11 protein-coding genes are annotated in these 12,203 nt (G+C 71.8%); 6 read left to right on the plus strand and 5 right to left on the minus strand.

The genetic code is table 11. The features are described 5' to 3' along the window. Positions 1 to 15 precede the first annotated feature (15 nt). Positions 16 to 978 (plus strand): serine hydrolase, encoded by a 963-nt coding sequence (locus tag BKA14_RS40325; protein ID WP_260416690.1) that lies wholly within the window; start codon positions 16 to 18, stop codon positions 976 to 978. Here BKA14_RS40325 and BKA14_RS40330 read toward each other — a convergent pair. Both BKA14_RS40330 and BKA14_RS40335 read right to left on the minus strand, forming a co-directional pair. Further along, the gene (locus BKA14_RS40330; RefSeq protein ID WP_184955981.1) at positions 953 to 1,555 is read right to left on the minus strand and encodes a DedA family protein; all 603 of its coding nucleotides are present in this window, start codon (positions 1,553 to 1,555) and stop codon (positions 953 to 955) included. The two genes, BKA14_RS40325 and BKA14_RS40330, sit on opposite strands and share 26 nt — an antisense overlap. Next, the gene (locus BKA14_RS40335) at positions 1,552 to 2,328 is read right to left on the minus strand and encodes an MBL fold metallo-hydrolase (protein ID WP_184955982.1); all 777 of its coding nucleotides are present in this window, start codon (positions 2,326 to 2,328) and stop codon (positions 1,552 to 1,554) included. Before BKA14_RS40335 ends, BKA14_RS40330 begins: the two co-directional genes overlap by 4 nt. A gap of 115 nt (positions 2,329 to 2,443) precedes the next feature. Here BKA14_RS40335 and BKA14_RS40340 point away from each other — a divergent pair, with 115 nt between their 5' ends. From BKA14_RS40340 to BKA14_RS40360, 5 genes are all read left to right on the plus strand, one after another. Continuing rightward, complete coding sequence (locus tag BKA14_RS40340; RefSeq protein WP_184955983.1) at positions 2,444 to 3,358, plus strand: diacylglycerol/lipid kinase family protein; 915 nt, start codon at positions 2,444 to 2,446, stop codon at positions 3,356 to 3,358. Then, on the plus strand, positions 3,351 to 4,394 hold the full coding sequence (locus BKA14_RS40345; protein ID WP_184955984.1) for a YihY/virulence factor BrkB family protein: 1,044 nt from the start codon (positions 3,351 to 3,353) through the stop codon (positions 4,392 to 4,394). Before BKA14_RS40340 ends, BKA14_RS40345 begins: the two co-directional genes overlap by 8 nt. A gap of 10 nt (positions 4,395 to 4,404) precedes the next feature. After that, positions 4,405 to 5,934 (plus strand): phosphatase PAP2 family protein, encoded by a 1,530-nt coding sequence (locus BKA14_RS40350; protein ID WP_184955985.1) that lies wholly within the window; start codon positions 4,405 to 4,407, stop codon positions 5,932 to 5,934. Beyond that, positions 5,931 to 6,728 carry an endonuclease/exonuclease/phosphatase family protein gene (locus BKA14_RS40355; protein ID WP_184955986.1) on the plus strand — a complete coding sequence of 266 codons (798 nt, stop codon included), beginning with the start codon at positions 5,931 to 5,933 and terminating at the stop codon, positions 6,726 to 6,728. Before BKA14_RS40350 ends, BKA14_RS40355 begins: the two co-directional genes overlap by 4 nt. 70 nt (positions 6,729 to 6,798) lie before the next feature. After that, a complete protein-coding gene (locus BKA14_RS40360) occupies positions 6,799 to 8,925 on the plus strand; it encodes an EAL domain-containing protein (RefSeq protein ID WP_221477428.1) in 2,127 nt (708 codons plus the stop codon). Here BKA14_RS40360 and msrA read toward each other — a convergent pair. The 3 genes from msrA to BKA14_RS40375 all read right to left on the minus strand — a co-directional run bounded on the left by msrA (position 8,906) and on the right by BKA14_RS40375 (position 12,100). Next, positions 8,906 to 9,412 carry a peptide-methionine (S)-S-oxide reductase MsrA gene (msrA, locus tag BKA14_RS40365; protein WP_184955987.1) on the minus strand — a complete coding sequence of 169 codons (507 nt, stop codon included), beginning with the start codon at positions 9,410 to 9,412 and terminating at the stop codon, positions 8,906 to 8,908. The genes BKA14_RS40360 and msrA overlap by 20 nt on opposite strands. Before the next feature lie 102 nt (positions 9,413 to 9,514). Further along, on the minus strand, positions 9,515 to 10,171 hold the full coding sequence (locus BKA14_RS40370) for a tetratricopeptide repeat protein (RefSeq protein WP_239092657.1): 657 nt from the start codon (positions 10,169 to 10,171) through the stop codon (positions 9,515 to 9,517). A 246-nt stretch (positions 10,172 to 10,417) separates the two neighbouring features. Further along, the gene (locus BKA14_RS40375) at positions 10,418 to 12,100 is read right to left on the minus strand and encodes a DEAD/DEAH box helicase (protein WP_184955989.1); all 1,683 of its coding nucleotides are present in this window, start codon (positions 12,098 to 12,100) and stop codon (positions 10,418 to 10,420) included. Positions 12,101 to 12,203 lie beyond the last annotated feature (103 nt).

A 12,203-nucleotide genomic window follows, 5' to 3' on the forward strand; every position in this document is an offset into this window, starting at 1 on the left:
GCGCGACACGGCACTATGGCAGGCGTGCGACGTACGCGGAACTGGATCGTGGCCATCGCGGCGGTGGGGGTCCTCGGAGGTGCGGGGTTGGTCGGCGTGGGCATGATGCGCGACAACTCCGCGAGCAGCCCGCTCGGGACCTTCAGCGATGCGGCCAACGCGGCCCCGGCGCCGGCCTCGACCGGTTCGGCTCGCGTGCGCGCTCAGGCGGCCCCTGCGCCGACCGGCCCCTCGGCGGCCCAGCTGGCGGCTCAGGAACGCGCCAAGCGGGTCAAGGCCCTCGACGCCGCGCTCAAGAAGTACGCCGCCGGCGCCCCCGAGTTCTCGGTGGCCGTGCTCGACCGCCGCACCGGTCAGCGCTACGCGTTCCGGGGCAGCGAGAAGTACGAGACCGCCAGCGTCGTCAAGGTCCAGGTGCTCGCGTGTCTGCTGCTCAAGGCCCAGGACGCCGGCCGTGACCTCACCGCGACCGAGTTGTCCCTGGCCAAGCGGATGATCCGGCTCAGCGACAACGACGCCACCACGTCCCTTTTCGCCAAGCTGGGCCGGGCGAGCGGCCTGGGCGCCTGCAACAAGCGGCTCGGCCTCACCCAGACCAAGGTCAACAGCGCCTGGGGCCTCACCCGCACCACCGTCAACGACCAGGTCCGGCTGCTGTCCGAGCTGGTCGACACGACCGGCCCGCTCGACGCGGGCTCGCGCCAGGTGGCTTACACGCTGATGAGCACGGTCGACGACAGCCAGGACTGGGGCGTGCCCGCCGTGGCCAGGAGCGGCGAGAAGTTCACCGTCAAGAACGGCTGGCTGGCCCGCTCGACCGAGAACTACCGCTGGATCATCAATTCGGTCGGTCGCGTCACGGGCCCCGGCACGGACATCTCGATCGCGGTGTTGTCCCACGACAACGGCACGATGTCGGGCGGCATCACCTCGGTGCAGAAGGTCGCCAAGCTCACCCGCCAGCACCTGAAGTATTAGGCTCGGCCGCCGTCGCGCGGGCCTCGCGGCGCTTGCTGATCCACGAGATCGTCTGGTTGACGATCAGGATCAGCAGGACGGCCGCCACCACGCCCTCCCACGGCTCGGGGAAGATCGAGCCGCCGGCCACCCCGACGGCGGCGTAGACGACTGCCCACAGGGCGCAGGCCGGGGCGTTGGCCACCACGAAGGTGCGCCACGGCATGCCCAGGAAGGCCGCCGCCAGCAGCACCGGCACGCGGCCGCCGGGGATCAGCCGGGAGACCAGCAGCACCGGGATCTGGCTGCGGCCCAGCTTCTCCTTCACCGCGACCAGGTGTTCCTCGTCGCGTAGCCAGCGCAGGCGCCGGGCCAGTTTCTCGCCGCCGAACCGGCACATCGCGTACATCACCAGGTCGCCCACGTACGCCCCGGCGGCACCCGCCGCGATCACGAAGACGATGGTCAACGGGTGGTGTTCGTGGAAGGCCAGGGCGGCCGCACCGCTGACCGCGGCCCCGGTCGGCACGACCGGCAGGATGGCGCCGAACGCCACCACCGCGAACAACCAGGCCAGCGCGCCCAGGGTGGCGATCACGCGGTGGGGCCGATCGTCAGGCTCTCGCCGGGGCCGAGCACCCGCACCACGGAGTCGGGGGCGGTGCGCTCGGCCAGGCGGGCGAAGTTGGCCCCGGGCTCGCGGAACATGTGGGAGCGGACACGGGCCAGGCCGATCGGCCACAGCGTGCCGTAGTGCACCGGCACCGCCCAGGACGCCTTGGCCCGGCGCAGGGCCTCGGCGCCGTCGGCCGCGTCGAGGTGGCCGTGGGCGCCCAGCGTGGGGCCCCAGCCACCGACCGGGATCAGCGCCAGGTCGAGCGGGGCCAGGTCGCTCATCTCGTCGAACAACCCGGTGTCGCCCGCGTACCACGTGCGGGCGGCACCCTCGACGACGAAGCCGATGGCGAGGGCACGCTCCCGCGACCAGGGACCGCGCCCGCCGTCGTGGGCCGCGGGCACGGCCCTGACCCGTACGGGACCGATGGTTGTCTCGTCGCCGGGCGCGAGCTCGACCGTGCGGGACGCGGCCTCGGAGCCCAGGCAGCGGGTCACGAACGGCGCGGCGCCGCGCGGGACGATCAGTTGCGGACGGCCGCCGAGCTTGCGCAGCGACGCGACGTGGAAGTGGTCGGCGTGCAGGTGCGAGAGCAGCACCGCGTCGGGCACCCCGGGCAGCTCGGGGGTGGGGCCGGTCATCCGTTTGAGGTGGGCCACCCGATCGGTGAGCACCGGATCGGTGAGCAAGGTTGTGCCGGAATCCTCCAGCCACACTGTGCTGTGACCCCACCAGGTGACCGATGTCGCTCCCACGAGCCAACGGTACAGAGCCGTGGGGGAGTTTCAGTCGTTACCTCACCCGGGCAAACTGTCCCGCGTGACGGGACCCCGCAGCGCAGTCGTCGTGAACCCCACCAAAGTGCCCGATATGGACATGCTTCGCCGCATCGTCGACGAGGGTGTGGACAGTGTCGGCTGGCCCCGGCCGGCCTGGTACGAGACCACGCCCGACGACCCCGGCGAGGGTCAGGCCAAGCAGGCGATGGAGGACGGCGCCGAGCTGGTCTTCGCCTGCGGCGGCGACGGCACGGTGATGGCCGTGGTGTCCGCGCTGGCCGGCACCGAGACCACGATGGCCGTGCTCCCGGCCGGCACCGGCAACCTGCTGGCGGCCAACCTCGGGCTGGGCACCGACGCCGCGACCGGCGTGCAGGTGGCCATCGAGGGCGGCCGCCGCCGCATCGACGTGGGTGTCTGCGACGGCAAGTGCTTCGTGGTGATGGCGGGCATGGGCTTCGACGCCCAGATGCTCGAGGGCACCTCCGAGCAGGCCAAGAAGCGGATCGGCTGGCTGGCGTACGTGGGCGGGGCGCTCAAGCACCTGCGGGACCGGCCGATGCGGGCCCGGATCGTGCTGGACGACCGGCCGCCCATGCCGCGCCGCCCTCGTACGGTGATCGTCGGCAACGTCGGCCGGCTGCAGGGCGGGGTGCGGCTGCTCACCGAGGCCGACCCGGCCGACGGGCAGCTCGACGTGGCGATCCTCAGCCCCAGCAACCTGGCTCACTGGGTGTCGCTGGCCTGGGGCGTGATCCGCCGCCGGGACCGGGTGCCGCTGATGGAGACGTACACCGCCTCCAAGATCGAAATTCATTCCCGCAGTACGCAGCCCCGGCAGCTCGACGGCGACCTGATCGAGCCCGGCCGCACCCTCAAGATCTCCGTACGGCCCAAGGCCCTGCTGCTCAGCGTTCCGCGGCCCGCCGGCGACGCCGACCTGGCGTACGACGTGAGCACGGCGGCCGAGGCGGCCGAGGACCTGCGTGAGGCGGCCCGTGAGTAGTACCGAGCCGGTCCCCGAGACGAGGGACATGCGGGGGGAGGAACTCTCGGCCGACGACGCCGTGCACGCGCTCTGGCACTACGGCCGCTGGCCGCTGCTGCGGGACGCGTTCATCCGGTTCCGGTACGGCGACGGCTTCAGCCATGCCCGCGCGTTCGCCTTCCAGCTCTGCCTGGCCATCGTGCCGTTCCTCATCGCGCTGGCCGGTCTCGCGGCCGACCTGGGCGCCGAGGACGGCGGTCGGGTGGTCGCCGAGACCATTCTGGAGCTCACCCCGGGCGCCAGCGACCCGCTGGTGGGGGAGCTGCTGGAGGACACGGAGAGCAGCAGCGACGCCGGCGAGGTGGCGCTGACCCTCGGCCTGATCACCGGCCTGGCCGCCCTGATGACCGCGATGGCGCAGATCGAGCGGGGCGCCAACCGGATCTACGGCGTCGAGCGGGACCGGCCCGCGCTGTTCAAATACCTCTGGGCCGGTCTGCTGGCGTTCTTCGCGGGCATCCCCGCCCTCTTCGGCTTTCTGCTGCTCGTGGGGGGCCGAGCCTTCGGCGACGCGGCCGCGCGCCATTGGCCGTGGGCCGACGACGTGCGGGTGGCGTGGGACTTCGTACGGTGGCCGCTGAGCCTGCTGCTGATCGTGTTCGCGGTCGGCCTGCTGTTCAAGTACTCGCCGCGCCGCCGCCAGCCGGGCTACTCCTGGCTGCTGTTCGGGGCCGTGGTCGCGACCGCGCTGTGGTGGCTGGCCAGTCTGCTGCTGGCCGGCTACGTGCGTTTCGGCAGCAACTTCGGCGCCACGTACGGGCCGCTGACCGCGATCATGGCGCTGCTGCTCTGGGCCAACCTCACCGGCATCGCGCTGTTCCTCGGCATCGCCTTCGCGGCTCAGCTCGAGGCAGCCCGGGTCGGCGTGGACCAGCCCGCGCTGGAGGACAAGTGGGAGCCGAGCCCCGACGAACCGAAGGCGAAAGGCGGTAAACCCCGGCCGCGGCGGGCGGCTCGCGTCGGACGCGGTGTACGGGAGAAGCGCTCAGGGTAAAGCCCGATTCGTGACGGACGACAAGCATGTGGTGGAGCGCGCCGGGTGGGCGCCGGTAAGGCATTTCGCCGGGCGCAGCGTGGCCGGCCTGGCCGCGGTCGTGCTGGCCGGGCTCGGCTTCGGCTTGCTGCTCCTGCTCGTACGAGGCAACTGGGGCCCGCTGCGCGAGCTCGACCAGTCGATCGCCGAGAGCATGAACAACCTGGTCGCGCCGCACCCGGCGGTCGTCAAGGTGATCACTGTGATCACCTCGCTGGGCGGCCGCGGCGTGCTGATCCCGCTGGTCACCATGGTGGTGCTGTGGCTGCTGATCCGCCGCCGGCCCCGCCTGGCCATCTATCTGGCGGTCACCGGTCTGGGCGCGATGATCCTCGACCCGTCGCTCAAGGCGCTGGTCGGGCGGGTGCGTCCGGTGGTGGCCGACCCGGTCGCGTTCGGCGGGGGCAACAGTTTCCCGAGCGGGCACACGCTGGGCGCCACCATCGTCTGGGGCGCGCTGGCGCTGGTGCTGCTCTCGGCCACCCGGGGCCGCTGGAAGGGGGCGATCCTGACGGTCGCGGCCGTGATCATCGTGGCCGTCGGGCTGACCCGCGTCGCGCTCAGCGTGCATTTCCTCTCCGACGTGCTCGCCGGCTGGCTGCTCGGGCTGGCCTGGATCAGCGTCACCGCGTACGCGTTCCGGGTGTGGCGCCGCGAGGCCGGCCACACCGTCCCGCCCGTCACCGACGGTCTCGAACCGGAGGCCGCAGCCGATCTCGCGCCCGCCCCGGCCGAGGAGAAGGTGCTGCCCCACCCGTGGGCCAAGGGCGCCGAGATCCTGGTCGGCTGGGTGTTCACGTTCGGCGTCCTGTACTTCGTCGGGTACGTCTTCACGAACTGGACGCGCGACACCGCGTTCGGCTCGTGGGACGAGGGCGTGAACCGGTGGCTGCAGACGTTCCGCACCGAGCGGCTCGACCACCTGAGCTGGCTCGCCTCCAAGGCCGGCGACACCCACGCGATCCTGATGATCTGCCTGGTCGTCTGCCCGCTGGCGCTGGCCCTGTGGCGGCAGTGGCGGCCGATCGTGTTCATCGTGCTGACCATGGCCGGCGAGCTCACCCTGTTCCTGACCAGCGCGGCCGCCGTCGGGCGCCCGCGTCCGCCGGTCGAGCAGCTGGACGGCCAGATGCCGACCTCGTCGTTCCCGTCGGGTCACATCGCGGCCACCATGTGCGTGTGGGTCGCCATCGCCGTGGTGGTCATGCCCCGCGTACGGCAGTGGTGGCGCTACGTCTTCCTGGCCCTCGCGGTGCTGATGCCGGCGATGGTGGCGCTGTCCCGGATGTACCGCGGCATGCACCACCCGACCGACGTGCTCGGGGCGACGCTGCTCACGGCGTGCTGGGTGGGTGCGCTCTACCTCATCCTGCGTCCGAACGAGCGGGCGCGAACCGTCTCGGAGGCCGCGCAGGACGTGCAGGAGCAGCACGAGCTGAAGCCGGAGCAGCCGCAGCTGGAGGAGCCGCAGCCGGAGCAGCAGCGGCGGGTGCCGGCATGAGGTTCATGACCTGGAACATCAAGACGGGCGGGAAGGGCCGGCTCGACGCGATCACCACGGTGATCAAGCGGGAGCGGCCCGACGTGCTCGCCCTGCAGGAGCTGCGCGGCTTCGACCGCGACGACGGCCGGATCATGAGCGACCTGGCCAACGCGGTGGGCATGGTGCCGCACCTGGCCCGCTCGTTCCTCGGGCAGCCGGTCGCCGTGCTCGTCCGGCCGCCCCTGACGATCATCGAGCGCTCCTCGGTGCGCTTCCGGCTGCACCACGCGGCCGCGGTCGTGACGGTGGCGACGCCGGCCGGCCCTCTCCGCGTGGTGAGCACTCACTTGAATCCGTTCTCGCCCTACCGCCGCATGCGCGAGGCGCTCTGGCTGGCCGCGCGCTACCGGCCCGACAAGGTGCCGACGGTGCTGGCCGGCGACCTCAACGGCCTCGACCCGGGCACCGACCACACCGAGACGCTGGCCCCGCAGCCCGGCTTCCTGCGGGCCCGGCACCTGGCCGCGGACGGCACGGCCGACACCCGGGCGCTGGCCGCGTTCGGCGCCGCCGGGTTCGTCGACCTGTGGAAACGGGTCGGCTCGGGCTCGCCCTTGACGGTGCCGACCACGCGCGGCGGCGGCCGCGAGTTCAGCCGCATGCGCCTCGACTACGTGCTGGCCGGCCCCACGATCGCCGAGGGCGCGAGCGCCATGACGGTGATCCGCGGGGACGAGACGGAGTTTGCTTCCGATCACTACCCCGTACGAGTGGATTTGTCGGCAAAGATCGATTTGATTGAGCCGAACTGATCGCTATCATCAGCGACGGCCGCACTCGGAAGCAGGTCAGCCAGGGAGTGCGCGAAACCGGAGGCGTTCGATGGCAAATCAGCGCTTCGCGGTGATTGTGGGGGTCAACGACACCTACACCCGCTTGCGCTTCGCCGAACGAGACGCCGAGGCCGTCCACGAGCTGCTCGAGCTTGAGGGCTTCGACGCGCGGCTGTTCACGGGCCCCTATGTCACAGCCAGTGAAGTCAAGGCTGCGCTGCGCCAGATCGCGACCCGGGCCGGCAAAACCGATCTCCTGATCGTCTATTTCGCGGGCCGGGCGGTCACGCCGATGTGGAGTCGGGGCGCCGAGACCTATCTGGTCACTCCCGATCTGGACGAATCCGCCCTATCCGAAAATCCCGACTCCGGGCTGCGGATGGCGTTTCTGGAACGGGACGTGCTCGAGTTCTTCGCCGGCATCGCCGTGCTGGTCGTCGACGCCGCCGGCCCGTCCGGTTTCCCCGGGCCGCGCAGCCACCGGTACGCCGCGCTGGTGTCCTGCGCCGAGGACGCGGCCGAACGCGAAACCCCCGTGGTCGGGCACGGCGTGCTCACCGCGCACGTGCTGGCCACACTGCGCCGGCAGCCGCGCGTCACGATCGCGGCGCTGACCGAGGCCGTACGGGAACAAGGTTTGACGCCGCTGGTCACCGGGCCGTCGTGGACCGACGACGTGGTGCTCGTGGGGTCCGCGGGTGAACCGGCGCCGGCCGTGCTGCCGCTCGCGAACCCGCTCGACGCCGCCACCGGAGAGATCGGGCAGCTGATCCGGCGCCTCTCGCAACACGCCCGCATGCCCCGGCACGCCGCCCCGCGCTCCACCGGCACCCGCGCCGACGCCGGAGTGGCCGCGCCCTCCCGGGTCGAATACGTGCGCGCGGCCACCAAGGCCCACTCGACGGCCCTGCTCGAATACACCGCGGGCGGGCAGTTCCAGCCGATCGACTCGAGCAAACGGTTCGACCTCGACGCGATCCGCCCGACGCTGCGCTTCCCACCCGGCGCCGACTGGTTCGGGCACACCGTCCACGACGACCACCGCACGGTGCTCTGCGTGCCGCTGCGCCACGCCGAAGGCCGGTCCCTGCTGCTGGCCCTGGTCGACCCCGCGCCCGAACTGCTGGGCCTCGGTCAGCCGCTGGCCAAGATCCTGGAGACCGTCTGGCGTACGGACTTCGCCGCCACCCCCGACGAGGCCGAGGTCGAAGTGCTGACCGCGCTGCGCGAGGCGTTCGGCCGGCTGCCCCGCGCCCTGTTCGAGCACTGCTTCGAGCTCTACCGGCGCGTCCTCGAGTCGTACTCGGTGGTGTTCCAGCCCGTCGTGACGCTCGGCAAGACCGCCCGGCGGATCGAGGTGCACAGCTACGAGGCGCTGGCCCGGCGCTCGGCGGCCGACTCGCGGGCCCCCGTGGCGATGCTGCGGCTGGCCGAGGTGTGGGGCGACCGGTTCGTGGTCGAGCGGGACAAGGTGATCCTGCGGATGGCCCTGCACACGTACGCCCGCGCCCACGCCGACGGCCCCTGGTCCGAGCCCAAACCCCTGTCGATCAACGTCGCCGTGCGGTCGTTGCTGAGCGACGCGTACGTCGAGGTGCTGCGCACGGCGATCGCCGAACTGGGCCTCGACCCGGCCGCGATCACGCTGGAGATCTCGGAACAGGACCCGATCGAACCCCGCCGCGGCGAACAATGGGCCGAGGCGCCGCACGCGTACTTCCACAACCGGCTGGCCGCGATCGCCCGCGACGTCGGGGTGGCGTTCGCCGTCGACGACTTCGGCGAGGGCTACGCGTCGCTGTCCCGGATGGCCGAACTGCCGCTCACCCAGATCAAGGTGGACCGCGCGATCCTGCACCATCCGCTGGCCGCCAAGGAACTGTCGCTGGTGATGGACACCGCCCGCCACGCCAGCCACGCGCCGCGGGTCGTCATCGTCGAAGGGGTCGACGACGAGTCCCCGCTGACGCTGCGCGAGATCTACGAACAGCGGATCCGGCACGTGCAGGGCTGGATCACCCAGCAGCCGGCCCGGCCCACCCTGCGGCCGCTCGAGCCCGAGGTCTGCGAGCGCATCGCCGCCCTCGTGCGGGGCGACGACGAACATCGCGGCACCCTGATGACCCGCCCCCGGGCCGCGGCCCCCGGGGAGTTACCTATGCAGCGGGGCGCTTAGGCAGCTTCCAGCCGGGGCGCGGGAAATGGCAGGTGTAGCCGTCCGGGATGCGCTCCAGATAGTCCTGGTGCTCCGGCTCGGCCTCCCAGAACGGCCCGGCCGCGGTCACCTCGGTGACGACCCGGCCCGGCCACAACCCCGACGCCTCGACGTCGGCGATCGTGTCCTCGGCGACCCGCTTCTGCTCGTCGCTCGTGAAGAAGATCGCCGACCGGTAGCTGGTGCCGATGTCGTTGCCCTGCCGGTTGAGCGTGGTCGGGTCGTGGATCTGGAAGAAGAACTCGAGCAGATCCCGGTACGACGTCCGCGCCGGGTCATAGGTGATCTCGATGGCCTCGGCGTGACCGTCGTGGTTGTAGTAGGTCGCGTTCTCCACCCGGCCCCCGGTGTAGCCGACGCGGGTCGTCACCACCCCGGGCCGGCGGCGGATCAGGTCCTGCATCCCCCAGAAACAGCCCCCGGCCAGAATCGCCTTCTCCTCAGCCATGCCCATCACTCCCTGTCGTCGCCGTCCTGGTGCCAGCCCGCCGTCAAGCGTTACCCGTCGCCCGCTTCCGGACCACTGTCACGTCGGTCACCGGGCCCGCGCTCACATCGCTGTTCGTGCCTGCTCGATGTGCCGCACGATGGCGTGGGCCTGATGGGCGCGGGCGATGACCTGCGCCTCGTCGAGAATCGCGATCGCATCCGCAGGCCGATCCTGAGCCGCGGCGATGTAGGCCAACCCGATCATGTTCGACGCTACGCCGGGGAGGTTCCCGGATTCCCGGCGCAGGCGGGACGACTCCTCGAGCTGGTCCCGAGCTGAGTCGAGCCGACCGGCGGCATGCGCCGCAATACCCAGATGCCGCAGCGCCTCGGACTGGATCCCCGCGTCCCCGGACTCGGCCGCCAGCCGGTAGGACCGCTGCAGACAGGGTACGGCGGTCTCGTCGTCACGGCGGATGAACTGGTGGAGGCAGCCGATCCAGAACAGGGCTGCGGCCTCACCGCGGGTGTCGCCCACCGCCCGGTACAGATCGAGGGCGCGCTCGAACAACGGCAGCTCGGCGGGATCCTCGACGGCCGGGGCGCCGGCTGCGCTCTGAAACCGCGCATGGAGGAGCTTTCCCCGGGCCAGCGCCGCATCGGCCTCGACGGCGTCCAGGGCCTCTTCGGCGTCGGCGAGCATGCTCGTGTCGCCCTGGTAAACCGCTCGCTCGTACGCTTCTTTCGCTCGTTCGATCCGGTCTTCGATGATGACCACCGCCCCCGCTGACATGGCCTCTGCGTGCTTCGGCGCAGTCTAGCCAAGCCGTAGCCGCCGACGGACCCCCGCGTACGAGCAGCGCGCTGCTCTCCCGCAGCTCCACCAGGTGGCGAGCCGATCAAGCAGGACCGGGGTGGGACCGGCCGGGCCGGCAGCCCGGTGGTGAGGGCGCCGTAGCCGCGGGCGTGCTGGAAGGAGAACGTGCCCAGGCGGAAGACCGGACGGTGCAGTCGATCCCGGCCCCTAGCGGTCGAAGCGCTCCCGGCGGACGGTGGGCCGTTTGCCGCGGATCGTGCTCTTCTGCAACGACCGGATCACCCGGTCGGCCTCGCCCTCGGGCACCTCGACCAGCGCGAAACGGTCGGTGATCTGAATCGCCCCCACGTCGCGGGCGGGCAGGCCGGACTCGTTGGTGATGGCGCCGACCAGGTCCTGCGGGCGCAGGCCGGCCCGGCGGCCCAGACCGACGAAGACCCGGGTGGTGTCGTCGGTGTTGCCCCGCGGCCGGCGCTCGTTGGGGTAACGGTGGCCGCCCGGTTTGCCGCGGTCGCGGGGTTCGCGCTCGCGCGGAGGAAACGCCGTCGGGATCTCGGGCTCGTCGACGTCGCCGCCGTTGGCCTCGTTCAGCAGCTTCAACCCGGCCAGGGCCACCCGTTCGAGGTCGGCCTCGTCGGTCAGCAGGTCGAGGATCGGCCGGAACCGCTCCAGATCCTCGTCCTCCAACGTTTCCCGTACGGTCGTCCGGAGCAGTTCCAGCCGCCGCGCCCGCAGGTCGGTCACCGTGGGCAGCTTCTCCGGCGTGATGCGCTGCCCGGTCAGCCGCTCGATCGCCTTGAGCATGCGCTGCTCGCGCGGCTCGGCCAGGGTGATGGCGGCGCCCTCACGCCCGGCCCGCCCGACCCGGCCGATGCGGTGCACGTAGGCCTCGGGGGCCGACGGCACGTTGTAGTTGATGACGTGGGTCAGCAGGTCGACGTCGAGTCCGCGGGCGGCCACGTCGGTGGCGACCAGCAGCTCGGTGCTGCCACCGCGCAGCCGGCCCATGACCCGGTCGCGCTGGTCCTGGCTCATGCCGCCGTGCAGCGCCTCGGCCCGGTAGCCCCGCCCGTTGAGGCTCTGCGTGACCTCGTCGACCTCTTCCCGCGTACGGCAGAACACGATCGCCGCCTGGGGCGCCTCGACGTCGAGCACGCGGCCGAGCGCGGCCGTCTTGTGGGCCCGCGCGATGAGAAAGGCCGTCTGGCGGACCTTGGGCAGGGTGTCGGCCGCGGCCGTGTCCCGGCCCATCCGGATGCGCAGCGGGTCGCGCAGGTGGCGGCGGGCGATGGCGTCGATCCGGGGCGGCATGGTGGCCGAGAAGAGCACGGTCTGCCGGGACTCGGGCGTCTCGGCCAGGATCGCCTCGATGTCCTCGGCGAAGCCCATGTCGAGCATCTCGTCGGCCTCGTCGAGCACCACCGTGCCCACCTCGCCGAGCTGCAGGGTGCCGCGCTCGATGTGGTCGAGCACCCGGCCCGGCGTGCCCACTACGATGTCGACCCCGCGCCGCAGCACCTGCAGCTGGCGGGTGATGGGCTGCCCGCCGTAGACGGGGAGGACGCGCACGCCGAGTTCGCGCCCGTAGCGGTGGACCGCCTGCGACACCTGCTCGGCCAGCTCGCGGGTCGGCACCAGCACCAGCGAGGCGGGCCCGTCCTGCGCCCCGGCCTCGAGCTTCTGCAGCAGCGGCAGCGCGAAGGCGGCCGTCTTGCCCGTGCCCGTCGCGGCCTGCCCCACGAGGTCCTTGCCCGCGATCAACGGCGGGATGGCCTCCCGCTGGATCGGGGTGGGCTCCTCGTAACCCAGACCACTCAGCGCGCGCAGCAGCTCCGGCCGCAGCTCCAGCGCGGCGAAGTCGGCAACGGCATCCAACTGGTCCTCATCCATCCGACCAGGATACGAACCCGCTTCGGCGCCGCTGCGGGCGGCGTGGTTCCGCGTCCTGTCCGTCAGGAACAGATGTCAGCGGACGACACGATGCGGGCGAGGA

It is taken from the genome of Paractinoplanes abujensis (assembly GCF_014204895.1).
In the GTDB taxonomy this organism is placed as follows: domain Bacteria; phylum Actinomycetota; class Actinomycetes; order Mycobacteriales; family Micromonosporaceae; genus Actinoplanes; species Actinoplanes abujensis.

Coding starts and splice junctions, on each gene's coding strand:
- BKA14_RS40340 (WP_184955983.1), top strand. CDS start 2,444: ATGGACATGCTTCGCCGCATCGTCGACGAGGGTGTGGACAGTGTCGGC.
- BKA14_RS40355 (WP_184955986.1), top strand. CDS start 5,931: ATGAGGTTCATGACCTGGAACATCAAGACGGGCGGGAAGGGCCGGCTC.
- BKA14_RS40360 (WP_221477428.1), top strand. CDS start 6,799: ATGGCAAATCAGCGCTTCGCGGTGATTGTGGGGGTCAACGACACCTAC.
- BKA14_RS40375 (WP_184955989.1), bottom strand. CDS start 12,100: ATGGATGAGGACCAGTTGGATGCCGTTGCCGACTTCGCCGCGCTGGAG.
- msrA (WP_184955987.1), bottom strand. CDS start 9,412: ATGGCTGAGGAGAAGGCGATTCTGGCCGGGGGCTGTTTCTGGGGGATG.
- BKA14_RS40325 (WP_260416690.1), top strand. CDS start 16: ATGGCAGGCGTGCGACGTACGCGGAACTGGATCGTGGCCATCGCGGCG.